Below are 20,079 nucleotides of genomic sequence, written 5' to 3'. Positions count from 1 at the left end.
AAGGTGAGGGGGATTTCATGTTCCTAGATAAACTAAAAAACCAGTTAAATGAAAATCAGTCCCTGTTTATAGGGGAGGAGACAGCTTTTCGTTCAGCGGTTTTAATACCACTTGTTCAAGTGGATGAAGAATGGCATATCCTTTTTGAAGTACGTTCATTTACCATGAGAAAACAGCCAGGTGATATTAGTTTTCCTGGTGGTCGAATCGACTCCACAGACCCATCCCCAGTGGCAGCTGCTTTACGAGAAACACATGAAGAATTAGGTGTCGACCCTAATACGGTTACTATTGTAGGCGAATTAAGCCCTTATATTGCGTCCTCTTCTTTTGTTATCTATCCATTTGTAGCAACCATTGATTACAATCAAATTATTCATTCGTATAATAAAGAAGAAGTTGAAGAGGTATTTACAATCCCCGTTAAATGGCTATTGAATTATGAGCCTTATATGCATGTAGTATCCGTTGAACCAGTGCCTTCGCCAAACTTTCCTTATGAAAAAATAATGAATGGTGCTCAGTATCAATGGAGATCCCGTACAACGGAAGAATGGTTTTTTGATTATGAAAAGTATACAATTTGGGGTTTGACAGCTAGGATTTTGAAACATTTTATAGGAATAATAAAATAAGCGATGTTTATAATTTTTACTATTGAGTTGAAATAACCTCACTTACTACTAATAGGGAGAGCCTTTTCAATGTAATCGCATGATGAGTATGAGTCTGTCGTGGAAATTCATTCATTTATAAATTGCATGTAATCGTATTTATTAGCCCCAACCGCGCATACTTTCAGGATATTATACAATACTAAGCTCGCCGTAACTTATCTTGTTTGTAGGAAGGGAAGAGGTATAAATGGGTAAGGATTCAGACACAAGTTGGAAAAAGGATAATCCAAACACTTTTTTAAGCAACTCTGTTCAAAAGGCAGATCGTGCGGTGAAGCAAGCAATGTCACATCCAGAAGAGATAGCAGTTGAGCATGCTTTCAATTCGATATCTCGTGCAGAAAAGGCATTCTTACATGCAGAACAACATAATGAGCAAGCGAATTCAGTCCAGCAAAACAAAGAGCAGTTGGAATTGATGAAGCAGCAATTGAGCGATGTACAAGGGATTGTGGAAGAGCAGTAATAGGAGGCAATAACCCCCGCGAGCTTCGAAAGCTCATGGGGGTTATTGTATTTCTATCTGCCATTTATTAATAATCAAAGGAGAGATGTTTGAAAATATGCCGAAGTGCCAACTAAGTGATTGTGGGAAAATACCAACTTGCTATATGAACCGGCTAAATTAATGATTCCGCTTCTCTTCTTTCACCGACATTATCTCAGTGTTAGCTCCGTATTCTCCTCTAATTACTTTCCTTGCACCGACAGGGGTTCTCGCTGTGACTTGTTTGATTTGCTTTGTTCCGTTTAGTTTCATTTCCACAAGGAAGCATTTTGATCCGCACATCATATGAATCCCTCCTTCCTTAAGTTTTTCGCTGTATTTCCTTCATTGTAGGTTAACTCCGCTTTAATGGGAAATCTACCGCCATAGCGACTTGGAAGAGGTCGCGTATCATTCGAAGTTGATTGTGGTCCTACCATCATCAAAAACATTGTTATAATAAGGGAGTGTCAAATGTAGAATCAAAGCTTTGACGCTCTTTTTACATTTATAACATGAGTTTTAGATTCGAAATGACAGATTATACTAGTCGAGGGGTTGGAATTTGAGATGAATAAAAAGGACATTGCTGCGATTCGCAAGCAATTTAAATTGGATACTGATTTACTGACAATCACTGATATTTATAAAGTTTATATTAAACAGGAGAGTAGTGATATCTTTCATGAGGAGAGCCAGCCGTTTTCCTTATTAGATCGGGAGGAACAGGAATTATTCCTCACTAACTTTAAAAAGGTTTTAGGTGGAAAACTAGATATGAAGCTGTTTGAAGTGAAGTTTCAGCGTCAATTGGAGGAGCAAACGGACCATACGCAGCGTCTTTTATTTGAGGGACTTCATACAGACGATGTTGAAGAATGGAAAGCAGACATGCAACGCATTACCGGGAAGATGGTACAAGACGTTCAATATGAAAAGGACTTGGTCGTCACGTTCATTCGTGGAAACTATTTTAAACCGACAAAACGAAATCAAGATGAATCCGAAGTGAATGTCCGTGATGAGGTTTATACGAACCCTTTTATCCTCTGTAGCATGAATCAGACCGAACTGCCGAAACGTTCACTCGTGTTTGATTTTATCGAGAGGGAATTTAAGTCGAGTATGATAGCTGATCCCATCATTAATCTTGCTTCTCCAATTGGTGGATTTTTGTTTCCCTGCTTCACGGACAGCGCGGCAGATGTCAATCACATCCTCTATGCTGCAGGTAAAGCGAATAAGCCGGATATCCATTTCATAGAGAATGTGTTAGACGGCGAAGAGATCATGACTGCCGAGGATGATAAAGCCGTCTTTGAAGAGATTGTAAAAGAAGTGATTGGTGATGAGGTGAATGCGCAAACTCTCGCCAGCGTATATGAAGAAATCAATCGTATGATGGATGTGGAAGACGAGGATAAGGAAGAAGAAAGCATCCCTACCTTAGATACGAAAGAGATGGAACGCGTGCTGAAGGCGTGTGGCGTGCAAGATGTGGATGCGGAAAAAGTGGAGATGGCCTTCCAAAAGGTGATCGATGATGAAACGTATGAAATGAAAGCAAGCCATATCGTTCCAAGTTACACATCTAAGTCCATCAAAATCAGCACGAAAGTAGCGAATATCGCTATCAGTCCACAAGATTTGAAATATGTCAGACAGGTCAATTACAATGGCAAACGCTGTATATTGATCGAAGTGGAAGAAGACACGATGATTGACGGATTTAAGCTGATTCCGGAAGAACTGTTGGAGCAGGAGTGAGATCACCAGGTTCTCATTAAACTTAGAACCACTATATATATTGGCACTTTACATTAAAAAACAACATGCAGAGGAAATCCTTTGCATGTTGTTTTTATTAGCCACACTTGTCCCTTAGGGTTTAGGGGTGAATTGCAATTCCACCTTAAACCTGTCATGACTCTTTTGCCGAGAGCGAAACGGAAATAGTCCGGTGAAAATGGAGGTTATTATAGTTCTCAACAACTAAAAATTGTTTGAGAACCAGGCACCTGCTCCATCTCGTTAAATCCTCTTATTCGTTTGATGCCTGCCCCTATATTCATCTTAAATACAGAATTGCATCTTGAACATGTACCTTCTCCTTGGCCGAAGTGTGCTCGATAGTATATTGTTGCGGATTGGATACAATTATAGGTGTGATGAGATCAATATTCTTACTTTGAATAAATGGAATATCAATTTCAAGCACGACGTCTCCCTGCTTTACTTGTGAATCTACGGCTACTTTCGGTTGGAAGCCTTCTCCTTTTAAGCCGACAGTATCTAGACCAACATGAACGAGTACTTCGACTCCATCAGATGTGCGTATCCCGAATGCATGGTTTGTTTGGGCAAACATTATAAGCGTGCCGTCAATTGGTGAACGGATTTGACTGTCTTCTACTTCAATTGCGATTCCATCGCCCATCATTTTTTGAGAAAAAACAGGATCATTCACTTGCTCCAAGGGAATCAAGTTGCCTTGTGAAATGGCGTGCAACGTTAAGTGTGATGCTTTTTTTGATTTGTTCTTTGTAAAAAAATCCAACATTAGAATCTCTCCTTTATTATAAAAAGGCATGAGTAATCGCTGCATTAAAACAGCAAAACTCATGCCTGATTGAACAGTAACATTGTCAAAATTATTGTAAGTGTGGAAATTCAATTTGTCAATTATGTTGGCAAAAATCCTTTTCGTGCGATTGCTGATTTAACTATTTTCTTATGAAAAAGTTATTCTTCTAAGTTTCGAAGACATAAAAGATGAATCGAAACCATATCATCCAACCCTTGCTACAGGATCTAAGATTTTGCATTTATAAATTTTTTTATGGAAGCGTTGACAGGGTATTTAATATTGAGTATGATTTAAACATAATATTTGGATTGTTACTGCTAGAGCAGGCAAGACCTAAAGCTTTTACGATACGTGTGTATATGCGCGCGGCAGGTATCGTAATATCTAGGTCTTTTTTTATTGGAGGTATAAAAATGAAAATCTATAGGGTTTTTAATAATAATGTTGTGGCCACAATCACCGATGAAAATAAAGAAGCAATTGCTCAGGGTTCAGGTATTGGATTTCGTAAAAAGCCAGGAGATTTAGTTGATACCAATAAGGTTGAGAAGCTCTTTGTCATTCAAGATGAAGAAAAAGCAACATTTCACAAACTTATGGGAGATACTCCCGTTGAATACTTTCAAATTTCTCAGGAGATTGCGGACGAAGCAAAAGAAAAGCTAGATATCCAGCTCAGCAATATGGTAGTCATATCACTTACAGATCACATTAGCTTTGCAGTTGAGCGGTATAAACAAAATATTAATTTACCCAACTTGATGTTAAATGAAATAAAGGTTCTCTATCCTAAAGAATTTTCAATAGGCTTATGGGGATTAGACATAATACACCAAAGAACTGGTATTCAGTTAGAAATGGATGAAGCAGGATACATTGCTATTCATATCATGAACGCAGGATTGAATGTGGGTAGCGATAATACAACAAATATTTTAAAGCTGAGCAAAGGTATTTTGGACATTATATATGATATTTATAATATTGATTTAAAGGCAGATACATTGGATGCCAATCGACTGCTCATGCATTTAAAGTTTCTGGCACAACGCATCTTCACCAAAGAAACAGTGAGTTTTCAAGAAAGTGAAGACATGTATGAATTGTTAATTCAGAAAGATTCGAGTATTAAAAGATGTCTTGATGAAATAAATGCTTTTGTTGAAAAAGATTTTTTCTATCAGCTTTCGATAGCAGAACAAGTATATTTAATGATTCATCTACTTAAGATTATTCGATAGGATTGTTACGGTCAGTTGACCGGCAAGACCTGGAGTATGTTGAACTATCATTCAAGGATAATTACTTTTTATCCGTTGGTAGTTTGCAACATGCTTTGGGTCTTTTTTTTTCACAAAATTAGAAAGGAAGTTGGTAATGAAGAAAAAGATTATGTCTTTATTAGAGCAATTCTCTAAAACGATGGTACAGCCAATCATGTACGTCGGTGTCGTCGGTATGATTATGATTATCGGGGTACTATTGACGAACCAAACGTTGCTAGGCGTATTACCTTTTTTACAGTGGGGACCCATTCAACTTGTAGGTAATCTCATCTATCAAGCTGTCATGACGATTATTAATAATTTAGGGATATTGTTTGTCGTTGGGTTATCTGCAGCGTTCGCCAAAAAAGAAAAGCATAGTGCAGCGGTAATTGGTTTACTTTCCTATTTAGTATTTTTAACAGCCAATAATGTTAGTTTGAATACGTTTAAAATGATTATCACACCAAATGAATTTACTGGCCTTTCCGGAACCGGTCAAGCAGAGGTATTGGGATTCCAAGTATTAGATATGGGCGTGTTTAGCGGGATAATCCTAGGTTGTGTTGTAGGGTATATCTTCAACAGGACGAATCACGTGCAAATAAAAAATCCGATGTTCCAAATGTTGTCTGGCGTCAGGTTCTCCTTTTTTGTAATGATTTTTGTTTCCCTGTTTATGGGTTGGGTTGCCATTTGGACGTGGCCGTATTTGCAAAACGGAATTAATGGGTTGACGGGGGTTATTTCCAGAACAAATGAATTTGGTTTGTTTTTATTTGGATTCTTGGATAGGCTTTTAGTTCCAACTGGATTGCATCATTTAGTCTATACACCGTTCTTATTTACGGAGGTTGGTGGCGTCCAAACGATAAATGGACAAACCTACTCTGGAGCATACGCAATTGTAATGGCAGAATTAAAAGATGCTTCCCTGCCTTTCACCGATTCCATTTATTACATGATGGCAATGGGATTCACAAAAATGTTCGCTTATATCGGTATTGGTTTGGCATTCATCTATACTGCGTTTAAGCAAAACAGAGCAAGAACAATCACATTAATTGTTCCGTTGATGATTACTGCATCGGTCGCTTCCATTACGGAACCATTAGACTTTTTGTTTGTTTTTGTTTCGCCATTACTATACCTTGTTCATTCCATACTAGCTGGGGTATTTATCGTTTTACTCAAGTTGTTTGGCGTTACAGCTATGAGTGGAGGTTTGTTGAACTCCGTCATTATGAATGTTGTATTAGGTGTAGAGAAAACAAACTATCCAATATACTTTTTATTAGGTGCACTTCAAATCGTCGTTTATTTTGTCCTATTTAGCTTTATTATTAAAAAGCTAAATTTGAAGACTCCTGGTCGTGAAGTTGATGCGAATGCAGTTCAAATTATAAAGCCGTCATCAGAAGTGAAAAAATCGCAAGAAGCAGTAAGTGAAGGTATAGATGCGGAAAACATAGTGAACGGACTAGGTGGAAAAGATAATATTATCGAAGTTGATAATTGTTTTACTCGATTACGTGTGAGTGTAAAAGATGTAGAACAGATTAACGACGATCTTCTCAATGGCTATCCCAATAGCGGGATTGTGAAGAAGAACAATGATATACAGATCATCTATGGTTTAGGGGTTCCCGAAATTCGTAATGCAGTTCAAACATATTTAGAAAATAATAAATAGAAAAGAGAAGGTGTTTATTGATGATTATAACAATCGCTGGTGGAGGAAGCACATTTACTCCTGGAATCGTGAAGTCAATTGCGTTGCGTCAAAAGGAATTAGAGGTTAGTGAAATCCGTCTTTTTGATATTGATAAAGAACGTCAAGATAAAGTAGCTGTTGTTGTTGATTGGATCTTAAAAGAGGAACTAAAAACTAATATTAAGCTAACCGTCACTACAGATGAAAAAGAAGCGTACTCAGATGCAAGTTTCGTCTTTGCACAAATTCGTGTTGGAAAATATGCAATGCGCGAGCAAGACGAAAAAATCCCACTTAAATATGGATGTGTAGGGCAAGAAACATGTGGTAGTGGAGGATTTGCCTATGGATTGCGGACGATATTCCCGATGTTAAAAGTAATTGACGATGCAGAAAAATATGCTGAAAAAGATCACTGGATTTTGAACTATTCTAACCCTGCTGCAATAGTAGCCGAAGCATGCAGAAAGCTTCGTCCAAATGCACGGGTCATTAATATTTGTGATATGCCAATCGCAATTGTAGATATCATTGCAGAGTCACTAAAAATCGCTAACTACTCGGAAATTGAATATGACTATTTTGGATTAAATCATTTTGGCTGGTTCACAAGTATGACGCATAATGGCCGCGATATTCTGCCAGATGTGAAGGCTTATATGAAGAAACACAAAATTTTATTGCCGGAATCACATATTGGAAAAATAAATGAACATAAGAAAGCTAATAATCGCCATGCAGTAAGCGCTTGGGTTCATGTGTGGGAAGCAATGTACGAAATGACAGAATACTTCCCTGACTTTTTACCAAATACGTATTTAAATTATTATCTTTTGGGTAAGGAATCGGTAGAAGTTTCTAATCCAGATCGCACGCGCGCAAATGAGGTTATGGATACACGTGAAAAAGATTTGTTTGATGGTGTAGAACATTTCTTGAAAACGGGTGAAATTGATGGAAAAGCATTTTATGCTGGTGCACACGGAGATTGGATTAGCGACTTGACCATTGCGCTTAAAAATGACACGCGTCAACGCTTCTTAGTCATTGTTGAGAATAAAGGGGCAATTCCTAACATGCCATATGATGCAATGGTAGAAGTACCTGCATACATTGGGAAAAATGGACCTGAAGTGATTGCTAAGGATAATATTCCTTTGTTCCAACAAGGGCTAATGATGCAGCAGGTAAACAGTGAGAAACTTATTGTTGAAGGTGCTATTGAAGGAAGTTATGAAAAAATATTACAAGCTTTCACACTCAGTAAAACAATTCCAAGTGCTCGCGTGGCGAAACAAATCTTGGATGACATGATTATTGCCAATAAAGGCTATTGGCCTGAATTGAAGTAAATAGAGCGGATGGGTATTCCGTATACTGGTTATTAACAGTGGCATAACTAGTTTAAAATAACTTAAGTGGTCCTAATCATTGAAATTTGATGATTAGGACCACTTTTTCTATCCTATTTTTTGAAGCAACTAATCAATGAAAGTAGATAAAGCACCTGATTTTATTTCACAACTGACCACACTCAATAGACTTGATGATTGGGTCTACGCTGGACAACCAGATGAACCTCATCGTATGTAAGCGTTTCTTGATGATTATATTGAAGATATTATACTTCATTACAAAGAAAGTCCCTGTACTATCAGTCAGATAGTACAGGGACTTTCAAATTAGTAGGTAGTAGTTGATGCAAGCCATACAATAACGAAGAAGTTACGCATATTCATGCATTAGTTCCGAACGAGATAATCGAAAGCACCTAGAGCGGCTGTAGCGCCTGATCCCATAGAAATAATGATTTGTTTATATGGATTTGTCGTGCAGTCGCCTGCAGCAAATACGCCTGGGATGTTTGTTGCTCCGCGGTTATCGATTACAATCTCACCAGCGCGATTGCGTTCCACTGTATCGCCTAACCAATCCGTACTCGGTACGAGTCCGATTTGGATAAATACACCGGATAGTTCGATATGTTGTTCTGTTTCAGAGTCTAGTTCCATATACGTAATCCCTTTTACGTTGTCTGTGCCGGTAATTTCTTTTGTTTGCACGCTCTTCAGTACAGTTACATTCGGTAGGCTGTAAAGGCGATCTTGCAGTACAGAATCGGCTTTTAGCTCGGATGAATATTCAAGAACAGTTACATGTTTTACAATGCCTGCGAGGTCAATTGCTGCTTCAACGCCGGAATTACCGCCACCGATAACGGCTACGTGTTTTCCTGTGAATAATGGACCATCACAGTGTGGGCAGTAGGCTACCCCTTTGTTTCTAAATTCCGCCTCGCCAGGGACGTCGATATTACGCCAGCGTGCACCTGTTGAAAGGATGACGGTTTTACTTTTTAGAATAGCACCATTTTCTAGTTCAATCTCGATAAGGTCTTTCTTTTCTAAGCGTTTAGCACGCTGTAAATTCATGACGTCTACGTTATATTCTTTCACGTGTTCCTCGAGGCTTGCTGCGAGCTTAGGGCCTTCAGTGTGTTTGACACTGATAAAGTTTTCGATGGAAGCTGTGTCAAGAATCTGACCGCCAAAGCGTTCAGCGACGATACCTGTACGGATGCCTTTACGTGCTGCATAGATTGCTGCACTTGACCCCGCAGGTCCGCCCCCGATGACAAGTACATCGAAAGGCTCTTTATCGGCAAACTCGGAAGCATCTGGCGCACTGCCTAACTTCGCAAGAATTTCTTCTACTGTCATCCGACCGCTACCAAATGTTTCTCCGTTAAGAAATACTGTTGGTACTGCCAAGATGTTTTTGCTTTCTACCTCTTCTTTATAAGCTGCCCCATCGATCATGGTATGTGTAATGTTGGGGTTCAGAACGCTCATGACGTTCAAGGCTTGTACAACCTCAGGGCAGTTCTGACAACTTAGGCTAATATACGATTCAAAATGGTATGCATCTTTAATGTTTTTGACTTGGTCAATGACTTTCTGATCGACTTTCGGGGCTCTACCGCTTACTTGTAGTAAAGCTAGCACGAGTGACGTAAACTCATGTCCAAGAGGAATACCTGCAAAATTGATTCCAGTATCTTCGCCGATACGGTTGACACTAAAGCTAGGTGTTCTTTCTAATTGTGTGTGTTCAACTTTGATGTTGTATGACATAGTGGCTAGTTCATCCACTAATGCCAGCATTTCGCGGGAAATCTTATCAGATCCTGCGCTTACTTTTAGTAGAATATCGCTCTCCATCATTTCAAGATATTGTGCGAGCTGTGCTTTTATAGTTGCATCTAACAAAATGATCGACTCCTTAGTATGTACTTCGTCAAATACACATCGGCGTGTATGTACCAGATTTTGAAGACTTCCGTTTAATTCAAAATCTGAAGCATCCGCCGAAGCTTAAAAAATTAGCGGGGAGTTTGAACTCCCCGCTGATTCAAATTAAATTTTACCTACAAGGTCAAGGCTTGGCTTAAGTGTTGCTTCGCCTTCTTTCCATTTTGCAGGGCAAACTTCACCTGGGTTCTTACGAACATATTGTGCTGCTTTAATTTTACCAACAAGTACGCTTGCGTCACGGCCGATACCGTCTGCGTTGATTTCAGAAGATTGTACGATACCATCAGGGTCAATGATGAATGTACCGCGTTGTGCTAGGCCTGCTTCCGCATCGAGTACGTCGAAGTTGCGAGAAATTGTTTGTGAAGGGTCGCCGATCATAATGTATTGAAGTTTGCTAATTACTTCTGAATGATCATGCCATGCTTTGTGCGTGAAGTGCGTATCCGTAGAAACAGAGTAAACTTCTACGCCAAGTTCTTTTAGTGTTGCATATTGGTCTTGAAGATCTCCAAGTTCAGTAGGGCAAACGAATGTAAAGTCTGCAGGATAGAAGCAAACAACACTCCATTGACCTTTTAGATTTTCTTCAGTAACCTCGATGAACTCACCGTTACCGCTATTGTAAGCTGATGCTTTGAAAGTTTGGATTTCTTTTCCGATTAGAGACATTATATGAACTCCTCCTAGTATGTTTTTAGATCATATTGTTATTAGTTTAGGCTTTACCAATAACAAACAAACATACATGTATATTCGTTTGTTATTGCTAACAATAATAATTCTAATTCGATAATAATTATTATATAAAAATATATCTTTGTCAAGAATAATACTTTATCTAACTTGAATCACTTAAAAAGCGCTTTTAATAGTCATTGTAGATATGAGATGCATACACAATGCTTTTAAAGAGGGCTATTAAATTCTCAATTAATATAAATGCTTCTCAATTATTCAGTAATTATAGATTATATTAACTATTTAAATATTCGTTCCTCCTATAATAAAATGCAGGAAGAATGACAAAAAATTGATAGAGGAGGGGGTGGGGACAGAAGTCGGCAAAAAACAGTACCTGTCACACTTATGGTGAACGGGTACTGTTTTTTCATGTTTCAGTTTCTAACAGATTTAATGGTTACGCTGAACAATCCCCAGTAGTTGTTCAGCCATATAGTCGGATGTATAAAGGAATCCACTATTAATCCATTCGACGATCATCCCCCAGATGGCATATGCCTGATAGCTGGCTATTAGATTGACGTTTAGGTCTGGATGTAAGGGTGTGCGGGATAAATCTTGAGAGAGCAGTTGTGTTAATGCATCACATATTCGGTTTTGGAAGCCTGTTAATATGTTTGAATTTCCGAGTAAGGTGTAGAAATTGGCGTAGGTGGCTACATGTTTGAATATTTTAATGGCTGACGCAGTTAATTGGCTAGAGTCAAGAACTACTGTATCTCTTAAATCCCCATAAGGTGCCCAGTAGGATTTAGTTAAATCCTTCATCACATCATCGATTAGTTCCTCCAGCAGATCTTCTTTGTATTGAAAGTGTTTATAAAATGTTCCTCGATTCAGATCTGCAAGCTGTACAATATCGGTTATAGAGATTTTCTTGAAATCTTTCGTTTGCATTAAGGTTAGGAGTGCTTCTTTCATCGCGACTTTGGATTTTCGAATTCTTCTATCCACATTAATCGCTTGGTCAGTCATAGCTTTCACCCTCCGCTTTATATTTTCGGAATAAATAAACACATGTATATGAAACTGTTTACTAATGAACAATTGAATAGTGATTTGCCGATTGAATAAAGTAGGTTGAATTGATTATACTATAATTGAAAGATATTAAACATCTGTTCATTATCGTTATTGCGAAAGCGTATTTACTATAAAATGGGAGGTAATAATATGAAACTACAAGACAAAGTGGCAGTGGTAACAGGAGCTGGTTCTGGTATGGGGAAAGCAATAGCTGTGCTCTATGCACAAGAAGGGGCAAAAGTGGTCGTGTCCGATATTAACGCTGAGTCTGCTAATGCGGTAGTCGAAGAAATCAAGTCAAATGGTGGGGAAGCCGTTGTTGTCGTTGCGAATGTTGCGAAAGAAGAGGACATTCAAAATCTAATTGGCACAGCTGTTAGCACGTATGGCACGGTTGATGTATTGGTGAATAATGCAGGGATTATGGATAATTTTGAACCAGCAGGAGAAATTGAAGATGACAAATGGGAGCGGATTTTTGCCATCAACACAACAAGTGTTATGCGTTCAACACGTAAAGTATTGCCGATCTTCTTGGCGAAACAACAAGGTGTAATTATTAATATAGCTTCCGCTGGCGGATTATATGGCTCTCGTGCAGGTGCGGCATATACAGCTTCTAAGCATGCTGTTATTGGCTTTACAAAAAACACAGGTTTTATGTACGCTAAGGAAGGCATTCGTTGTAATGCCATTGCTCCAGGTGGAGTCGAAACGAATATCAGCTCTTCAATGACAGGTATCAGCCAATACGGTATGGGGCGAGTTCAGCCAGGACTTGCGATTAACCCGCGTATAGGCCAGGCAGGGGACATTGCAAAAGTAGCACTGTTCCTAGCTTCGGAGGATTCGAGTTTTGTTAATGGGACAGTTATTACTGCAGATGCAGGCTGGACCGCTTATTAAATAAAAATTAGGTACCTGGATCTGAAACAGTTTTAAACTGTTTCAGATTCAGGTATTTTTTTTAGTAGCGGTACATGGAAACTAAATTTCAGGTGTCTATGCAAGACCCTATTCAGTGTAATGAATTGTTTTCCGTTGTTTCTTTTACAGGCGCCGATCACTAGCTCAATATCTTAATTTGTGGTGTAGGGAAGCGTATCATAAGTAAGTGAGGTAATTAAAAAAAGAAGCGGGAGTAGTTACCCGCTTCATAAGGCCGTTACTTGATATAAGACATACACACTGTCTACTTGACAGGGGACAGCTCAAACAGGAAATCACCTTTACAATTTTTATATAATTATTTTTTGTTCAATTTCATGGATGTAAGAATTTAAAATACCAATTTGCTCCTCTAATTTTTTCTTGTGCTGAAATAAAATTGCTTTAGTATTCATATCTTCATATTCTAAATTTATATTTGAAATGCTTGCTCTTATATCTTCAATCGACATTCCTAGATGTCGGAAACATCTTATTAAATTAAGGATTTCAATGTCTTTATCATCGAATGTACGATGTTCTTGTTTATTTCTTCTTATAGGAGGAATTAAATTTATTTTTTCATAATATCTAATGGTACTAGAAGGAATTTGAGACAATAGGCTGGCTTCTTGAATAGAGTACACAATACATCCTCCTTGACTTAAAGTATGGTTTAACCTTTAAGGTTCATAGTATCAAACAAACAAGGAGAATGTATAATGAAAAACATTTTAGTAGTTGTAACTAATATATCTAAATATCCAAATCAGGAACGTGCAACAGGATTATGGTTAGGGGAAGCTGTTCACTTTGTAGATAAGATGGAAAAAGAGGGATATAAAATAGATTATGTTAGCCCTAAAGGTGGTTATACATCGATTGACCCACATAGCTTGTCACAAGATCAAATGACTGAATTAGATTGGCAATATTATTCAAACAATGACTTTTTAAATAAGCTAGGTACTACTTTATCAGCAGATGACGTTAATCCTGAAGATTATGATGCGATCTACTATACAGGTGGGCACGGTGTAATGTGGGATTACCCGAATGATGAAAAATTACAAAATATCGCTAGTAAAATATATGAGAATGGCGGGATCGTCTCTGCTGTTTGTCATGGTTCTGTTGGCTTATTAAATATTAAAAATGCGGCAGGTAACTATTTAATTGCTAATAAAAAGGTTGCAGGCTTCGCCAATACTGAAGAAATCGCACTTGGATTAGATACAACAGTTCCATTTTTAACAGAAGATGAAATTGTTAACAGAGGTGCCAAGTATGTGAAAGGTGAAGACTGGGCAGAGTTCGCTGTAGCAGATGACCGCGTTGTCACTGGACAAAATCCAGCATCAGGTGGTGCAGTTGCCAAAGAAGTATTAAAATTATTAAATTCAGCACGATAATATAACACTCGAGCTTCTCTAAAAAAAAGCACTTCCTTGATCATTGATTGATCAAAGAAGTGTTTTTTTATTTTTTGTGATGGCGCTTGAATACCACGGTTTGGTGAAAATTCTCGCAGAAGGTCAATTAAAGGTGCCTGGTACAGTTCAATGCTTCTATGCAGAAATGAGATAACTCTGATCTAAAGCCCGAGTCACTTTTTATAGTTTCTATTTAAAACGGGAACTTTTTTTAGTACAACACAAACCGGAATGGCTACACAGATACCTACAATATTCTGAATGAGGTTCCCGGGAATTGAGGCCACTGGTATAACCCAACTACCGAATAAAACTCGTTCACAAATATAATAGATGCCTAACATAAAGGGAATCGAACTAATGGTAGCTAGTAGATTAAATGTAAAGCTGTTTCCTTGGCGGCCATTCGACCAGGCGATTTTTCCAACTATATATCCTTGTAAGCCTCGAGCTACAATCGTAAAAGGTGCCCACAATGTCCAACCAGATATTAAATCAAATAACCCCATACCAACAGCACCGGCAATTGCTCCTTTTTTAGGACCAAATAAGATGGATATTATAAATAGCATGCCTGTCCCCAGATGAACCAAACCGCCGTTTGGTGATATAGGTAGTTTAATATTTATTAAGAGGGTTGCAACGAATACAAGTGCAACTAACATTGATGTTTGAATTAAATCAAAAGTACTTGAGTTTGAATTCCTTTTCGTAGAGTTCATGGAGATGATGTTTTCGTTCACAGTTTTTTTGTCGTTTTGAATCAAATCAAAAGTTTGTGAGTTTTTGTGTGTATCACTTTTTGTTGTGTGCATAGACCTTTCCCCTTTTTATCAGTTTTTATATTTGTTGATAACCTTATCAGAGTTTTGGCACTTCTAAAAGTATCAATTTAGCATAAAGTTAAGGGGTCAGTTTGCGAAATAGGTATCCAGCAAACTTTCATGATTACTCAAACCCACACATATGTATCTAGTATCCTTCGCGCAGTTTAAAAGTGGTTGGTAATTTGTGTAATATCGAGGATTTCTTCCATCATCCAAAGTTTTTCTACTATACTAATCATAGGCATCATGAACGCTAAAAGACAGAATAGTAAAGGGGAATGAGTAAGATTCGAATCAATTGGAAGAGGCTACTTGTTCTTTTTGTTGCTGTTTTCTTGATGATCCAAATCATAGGGAGCTTCTTTTTTTATGAGTTAGCAGTCAAGCGGGGACCGAAAGAGTTCCTGCAGAAGAATACAGATTTAGAAGTGTCAGATCAGACAATGGAACTTTTTTTAAATGGAAATTGGATAGATTGGGTTGCTGCTCAAAAATTTGAACGACTTACTTTAACATCACGCGACGGACTTAAACTGTCAGGTTACTATTTGCCCGCATCCACGCCAACAGATAAATTGGTCATTTTAAATCATGGCTATTTAGGAAATGCGAAGCAGATGGGGCTATTTGGACAGCATTATCATAGCGATTTGAATTACAACATTTTCATGCCTGATGCACGGGGGCATGGAGAGAGTGAGGGGGATTATTATGGATTCGGCTGGCCTGATCGGCTCGATTTGATTGATTGGACTAACTTATTGGTGAAAAAGATTGGGCCTGATACGAAAGTGGCCTACCATGGTTTATCGATGGGGGCGGCGACTGTCTTGATGGCTAGTGGGGAAGACGAAATTCCTCACCAGGTCAAGGCTATTATAGCGGACAGTCCTTATGAATCTGTCTATCAATTATTGGCGTATCAAATGAATCGGATGTTTCACTTGCCGGCATTTCCACTGTTAGATAGCACAAGTGTGTTAACGAAGATCAGAGCAGGTTATTCATTCAGGGAAGCAAGTGTACTGAATGCAGTGAAGAAGACGGATGTCCCAATCCTGTATATTCATGGGGAAAGCGATACATTTGTACCAACGAAGATGGCAGAGAATTTGTATCAGCATACGTCAAGTGATGCGGAAATTATGCTTGTCCCGAATGCGAATCATGGTGAATCATTTGCATTGGACGAAGACAAATATAAAAGGACAATGGATCAATTTCTTAATCGTTATATTGATTTAAATTAGGTACCTTATTACCTTCAAATTTGTAGCAACCCTTCTCAATTTAGGGTGCATTCTCTGTAGAATCGGTGCTATTATACTGAGTAGTTGCACAAATGAGGAGGTTAGTATAAATCATGATTAAGAGGTCCTTAAAAATAGTGGGTTGGATTGCCCTTATTCCAGTTCTTATTTGTACACTTTTTCTTATCTATGTTACGGTGGTCGATTACAAGCCTCCTGTACAAGTTCAGCTCGATACCGACAACAATAAGGGGAACGAGTTGAAGCAAGGTGAACCATTCACAGCTACTACCTTCAATATTGGTTATGCCGGGCTTGATCAGGGGCAGGATTTCTTCATGGATGGTGGAACAATGTCTCGTTCTAGCAGCAAACTGCAAACAAAAGAGAATCTATCTTCAATTGCTGCTATTCTCAAAGAAACCCGATCAAATCTTTATGTACTGCAGGAGGTCGATATAAACTCCTCACGTAGCGACCACATCAACGAAGTCGATGAACTAGCTAACTTACTACCAGAATACAGCCAAACGTTTGCGCTTAACTATAAAGTGCCTTGGGTACCCGTTCCTGTTTTGCATCCGATGGGTTCGGTACATAGCGGATTACTTACCTTGTCTACGTTTCAAAGTACATCACATACTCGATTCGATCTGCCTGGAAAGGAAAGCTGGCCTGTGCAGCAAATGGAGCTAGACCGTGCTTTTATTGCAAGTAGATTTCCAGTAGACAATGGTAAGGAATTAGTCCTTATTAATCTACATTTGTCGGCCTTTGACAAGGGAGGGGAAATTCGCAAACAACAACTGGATTTTCTAGAGAACTACATTAGCCAGGAGATTGAGAAGGGGAGTTATCTCATGATTGGCGGTGACTGGAATCATTCGCTCCCAGGAACAGACCCGAAGAACTTTAAATCCCAGCAGGAGTGGCCGGAATGGCTGCAATCATTTCCGGATAGCTTTAGCGCTGAAGGTTTTCAATGGGCCAATGATCCAACTACGCCAAGCGTGAGAACACTAGATATACCTTATGAGAAAGATGTGAATTTCCTTGCAGTCATTGATGGCTTTCTCGTGTCCCCGAATATCGAGATTGTGAGTGTGAAGGGGCATGATCTGAGCTTCGAGAACAGTGATCATAATCCTGTAACAGGAAATTTTATTTTAAAATAATACGTCTGTAGATTAACCATTTATTTGCATAAAATACTGGTGTGGAGGGTTTGATAAACTCTATTTTTACTGGTCCATTTCCGGCTCGCTCTCGGCGAAATATTCATGACAGATTTACTGGGCTGTCCTAGTGTGGCTAGAAGTGACTCCGTCACTTCTAGCCACACTTTTTTCAGTAATCCTGTTGTGAATAGTTGCCTGTCGCGTTCCTCCAATGTTCAAGTGAAAAATGCGGTTGTTTTGGAAGAAAAGAATAGCTGAGTTTCTATAGAAATTGTAAGTGCCCGAAGATATAATTTCGGGCACTCTTGTACTTTGTACAATTTACTCCTTGCTTACTTTTAGTAAAGATTATGCATTTAAGCTTGTGTTGTCTATTAGAAAGTGACACTTCTTTATAATAAATAAGAAAAAAACCATAGAGAAAAGCCAGCTATTCTTTCTTCCCAAAAAGCTTCAGCACTCTGTGTACGTATGAATTTGGAGCGCGACGGATGAAGGACAATCATACGGTTACCGAAAAAGATGTATAGGGATGCGACAAAGTCGCATCCCTATACATCCAGACATCACGGTAATCGTAATAGAAGTCAGTCAATCCAAGCGATCCAAAACCGAAACTATACGAGTTGCGACGGGATGAGCAATTTATTTACTGGTTACTTCGGTTGATCCACAGAAGTGTTAAAATAAGCATAGAAACTAAAAATAGGTACCTGGTTCTAAAACAATTTTGAGTTGTTTCAGATCCGGTACCTATTTTTTACGTTCTACTAATTAACCGAAAACTTGCCATCAACTTCGACAGTTTCATAAATATTAATAAACGCATCTTCATCATGTTTTCGGACAATCTTTTTAACATGCAGCGTTTCATAACGTGTGACCACCATCATTAAAATATCTTTCTTTTCACGAGTATATCCCCCGTAACCCTCTGTGATTGTAATACCACGATAGATGGATCCTAGTAATTCGTTGCGTATTAAATCACCTTTTGTCGTGACAATCTGCATCGTCAATTTGACGTGGTCCGTGAAGATTGTATCGATCATTTTACCTGTGATATAAATCGACAGCAGGGTATACAACGCAATTTCCCAGTCGAAGACGAATCCTGAAAGTAGCACAATTACCCCATTCATCCCCGTAAGGAGAAGGCCGATACTGAAAGAACTTGTACGGGAAACGATAATCGCGATAATATCTAAACCACCAGATGTTCCTGAGTATTTGAGGATAAGACCAACGCCTAGACCACCAATTCCGCCACCGAAAACCGTGGATAACATAATATTGTCTGTAATCGCAACAACTGGTATCACGTACAAGAATGCTGATAGCGACACGACGCAAACCATTGTGTTGATGGTAATTGTTTTTCCGAGCTTGTAGTAGCCTAAAACAATCAAAGGCAAGTTAAGGACTAGATTCAATAGACCAGTGTTAAATGGGCTGATTAACCCGAGTAGGATTGCGATTCCGCTAATACCACTACTTAAAATCCCGAAAGGCACAAGAAAACAGTTAAAAGCAAATGCAATAATGAGTGACCCTAAGACGACAATTAAATTTTTCATAATCGATAAATCTCCTTCCAAATTTGGGGAATAAAAAAACTCGACCCTAAAAAAGGGACGAGTTTGTGCTCGCGATTCTACCCATAACTCCGCAAGTTTCTAGAAAACAAACGGCTTTCAGTCAACGTATTTTCATACGTGCTCCAGATAACGGTGGAAAACCGTCAAAGCTAATTTACTTTTCAGCTTTGTATCTCGAAGATGATTTTCAGATAAGGGCTGTTCGTCTACTTTCACCAAGCGTCAACTCACTAGGGAACAGGGGTCTTTTCGTATTTTTTCTCGTCACAGACTTTAAGTATTAGATGTTAATTTAGCAGAGAAAAAAGGACGTGTCAATATGAAGTGTATATAGTGCTAATTATTTAAATAGTTAAGTTTTATTTGTGTAAATGCTGAATTTTAGTGTGTGTGATAATTGTTGAAGATAGACGAAGGTATTCGGCCGATATTCATTGGCAAAAGTAAATCGTTAGGAGTATGCGGATATTAATTCCATCTGATTGTCGTCATATTTCGTATTTCTATTCCAATTTATTCACTTGTTAAAATGGTACGGAGTTTTAGCAAAGGGAACAAAGCGGCGAATAGTAAGGTTGACATTGCAAGGGAGAAAGCTTTGAAGCCTTATTTATCAGCTCTTTTAACACACTTGAATAATAGCCGGGAAGATTTTTCACAGTCTTATGTTTCTTTGCTTGGAGTGCTAGTACTTCAAATAGCTCACTTTTATCCACATGGATGCTGAACTTGAGCATTTGTAGGGACTGGTGACGAAAGACGCCGTAGATGTTTCTTGCGATCGAATTTTCTCCGATTGTAGAAGAAAGAAGAGATTTCATTTTCCCAAAAAGCGTTGTGGGCAAGAAAGCCATAGGAGACGTTCTTTTTAGTTCTTTAGAATTTATAGCTTTAGAAAGATAGGATTCGGTCTCTGAATTTGCGGATTGCGCGTCGAACTGTTGAGTTGGATTTCTTGATGACCTTTTTGATTGTTACGTATTTCAAATGTGCAGCCCCGTATTTTACAGAGTATCGGCGAATCATCTAAAGAACAGCCCGCTCAGTGGCGT

At 38.6% G+C, this 20,079-nt stretch carries 18 protein-coding genes and 1 other annotated feature; of the genes, 10 read left to right on the top strand and 8 right to left on the bottom strand.

What is annotated here, in order from left to right:
* Positions 1-17: 17 nt before the first annotated feature.
* Both FQ087_RS17080 and FQ087_RS17075 read left to right on the top strand, forming a co-directional pair.
* The gene (locus FQ087_RS17080; RefSeq protein ID WP_149581793.1) at positions 18-635 is read left to right on the top strand and encodes an NUDIX hydrolase; all 618 of its coding nucleotides are present in this window, start codon (positions 18-20) and stop codon (positions 633-635) included.
* 229 nt (positions 636-864) lie between these two features.
* Positions 865-1,143, top strand: a complete 279-nt coding sequence (locus FQ087_RS17075; protein WP_149581792.1) for a hypothetical protein — start codon at positions 865-867, stop codon at positions 1,141-1,143.
* A 159-nt stretch (positions 1,144-1,302) separates the two neighbouring features.
* Here the strand turns inward: FQ087_RS17075 and FQ087_RS22525 are convergent, their stop codons facing one another.
* On the bottom strand, positions 1,303-1,470 hold the full coding sequence (locus FQ087_RS22525; RefSeq protein ID WP_188006792.1) for a hypothetical protein: 168 nt from the start codon (positions 1,468-1,470) through the stop codon (positions 1,303-1,305).
* Between the two features lie 264 nt (positions 1,471-1,734).
* Between FQ087_RS22525 and FQ087_RS17070 the strand changes: the two genes are divergently transcribed.
* Positions 1,735-2,931, top strand: a complete 1,197-nt coding sequence (locus tag FQ087_RS17070; protein ID WP_149581791.1) for a DUF4317 domain-containing protein — start codon at positions 1,735-1,737, stop codon at positions 2,929-2,931.
* Between the two features lie 301 nt (positions 2,932-3,232).
* Here the strand turns inward: FQ087_RS17070 and FQ087_RS17065 are convergent, their stop codons facing one another.
* On the bottom strand, positions 3,233-3,724 hold the full coding sequence (locus tag FQ087_RS17065; protein WP_188006791.1) for a PTS sugar transporter subunit IIA: 492 nt from the start codon (positions 3,722-3,724) through the stop codon (positions 3,233-3,235).
* Positions 3,725-4,164: 440 nt separating this feature from the next.
* Here FQ087_RS17065 and FQ087_RS17060 point away from each other — a divergent pair, with 440 nt between their 5' ends.
* The 3 genes from FQ087_RS17060 to FQ087_RS17050 all read left to right on the top strand — a co-directional run bounded on the left by FQ087_RS17060 (position 4,165) and on the right by FQ087_RS17050 (position 8,082).
* A complete protein-coding gene (locus FQ087_RS17060; RefSeq protein WP_188006790.1) occupies positions 4,165-4,992 on the top strand; it encodes a PRD domain-containing protein in 828 nt (275 codons plus the stop codon).
* A gap of 136 nt (positions 4,993-5,128) precedes the next feature.
* A complete protein-coding gene (locus FQ087_RS17055) occupies positions 5,129-6,709 on the top strand; it encodes a PTS transporter subunit EIIC (RefSeq protein WP_149581788.1) in 1,581 nt (526 codons plus the stop codon).
* A gap of 20 nt (positions 6,710-6,729) precedes the next feature.
* The gene (locus FQ087_RS17050) at positions 6,730-8,082 is read left to right on the top strand and encodes a 6-phospho-alpha-glucosidase (RefSeq protein ID WP_149581787.1); all 1,353 of its coding nucleotides are present in this window, start codon (positions 6,730-6,732) and stop codon (positions 8,080-8,082) included.
* Between the two features lie 390 nt (positions 8,083-8,472).
* On the opposite strand, the gene ahpF is transcribed toward FQ087_RS17050, so the two are convergent.
* From ahpF to FQ087_RS17035, 3 genes are all read right to left on the bottom strand, one after another.
* Complete coding sequence (gene ahpF, locus FQ087_RS17045; RefSeq protein WP_149581786.1) at positions 8,473-10,002, bottom strand: alkyl hydroperoxide reductase subunit F; 1,530 nt, start codon at positions 10,000-10,002, stop codon at positions 8,473-8,475.
* A 144-nt stretch (positions 10,003-10,146) separates the two neighbouring features.
* Positions 10,147-10,716, bottom strand: a complete 570-nt coding sequence (gene ahpC, locus FQ087_RS17040; RefSeq protein ID WP_149581785.1) for an alkyl hydroperoxide reductase subunit C — start codon at positions 10,714-10,716, stop codon at positions 10,147-10,149.
* Between the two features lie 462 nt (positions 10,717-11,178).
* The gene (locus FQ087_RS17035; protein ID WP_149581784.1) at positions 11,179-11,763 is read right to left on the bottom strand and encodes a TetR/AcrR family transcriptional regulator; all 585 of its coding nucleotides are present in this window, start codon (positions 11,761-11,763) and stop codon (positions 11,179-11,181) included.
* A 198-nt stretch (positions 11,764-11,961) separates the two neighbouring features.
* Between FQ087_RS17035 and FQ087_RS17030 the strand changes: the two genes are divergently transcribed.
* On the top strand, positions 11,962-12,720 hold the full coding sequence (locus FQ087_RS17030) for an SDR family oxidoreductase (protein ID WP_149581783.1): 759 nt from the start codon (positions 11,962-11,964) through the stop codon (positions 12,718-12,720).
* A gap of 332 nt (positions 12,721-13,052) precedes the next feature.
* Here FQ087_RS17030 and FQ087_RS17025 read toward each other — a convergent pair whose 3' ends face one another.
* A complete protein-coding gene (locus FQ087_RS17025; protein ID WP_149581782.1) occupies positions 13,053-13,388 on the bottom strand; it encodes a MerR family transcriptional regulator in 336 nt (111 codons plus the stop codon).
* Positions 13,389-13,463: 75 nt separating this feature from the next.
* On the opposite strand from FQ087_RS17025, the gene FQ087_RS17020 reads away from it, so the two are divergent.
* The gene (locus tag FQ087_RS17020) at positions 13,464-14,153 is read left to right on the top strand and encodes a type 1 glutamine amidotransferase domain-containing protein (RefSeq protein WP_149581781.1); all 690 of its coding nucleotides are present in this window, start codon (positions 13,464-13,466) and stop codon (positions 14,151-14,153) included.
* A gap of 194 nt (positions 14,154-14,347) precedes the next feature.
* Here FQ087_RS17020 and FQ087_RS17015 read toward each other — a convergent pair whose 3' ends face one another.
* Complete coding sequence (locus FQ087_RS17015) at positions 14,348-14,896, bottom strand: ECF transporter S component (RefSeq protein ID WP_149581966.1); 549 nt, start codon at positions 14,894-14,896, stop codon at positions 14,348-14,350.
* Between the two features lie 383 nt (positions 14,897-15,279).
* On the opposite strand from FQ087_RS17015, the gene FQ087_RS17010 reads away from it, so the two are divergent.
* Both FQ087_RS17010 and FQ087_RS17005 read left to right on the top strand, forming a co-directional pair.
* Positions 15,280-16,251 carry an alpha/beta hydrolase gene (locus FQ087_RS17010; RefSeq protein WP_149581780.1) on the top strand — a complete coding sequence of 324 codons (972 nt, stop codon included), beginning with the start codon at positions 15,280-15,282 and terminating at the stop codon, positions 16,249-16,251.
* Between the two features lie 113 nt (positions 16,252-16,364).
* Complete coding sequence (locus FQ087_RS17005) at positions 16,365-17,426, top strand: endonuclease/exonuclease/phosphatase family protein (protein WP_149581779.1); 1,062 nt, start codon at positions 16,365-16,367, stop codon at positions 17,424-17,426.
* A 773-nt stretch (positions 17,427-18,199) separates the two neighbouring features.
* Here the strand turns inward: FQ087_RS17005 and FQ087_RS17000 are convergent.
* Positions 18,200-19,006, bottom strand: a complete 807-nt coding sequence (locus tag FQ087_RS17000; RefSeq protein WP_149581778.1) for a YitT family protein — start codon at positions 19,004-19,006, stop codon at positions 18,200-18,202.
* A 50-nt stretch (positions 19,007-19,056) separates the two neighbouring features.
* Positions 19,057-19,304: a binding site (T-box leader), on the bottom strand.
* Between the last annotated feature and the right edge of the window lie 775 nt (positions 19,305-20,079).

This window comes from Sporosarcina sp. ANT_H38 (assembly GCF_008369195.1).
Taxonomy (GTDB): domain Bacteria; phylum Bacillota; class Bacilli; order Bacillales_A; family Planococcaceae; genus Sporosarcina.
This window is presented reverse-complemented; position numbering and strand designations above follow the sequence as displayed.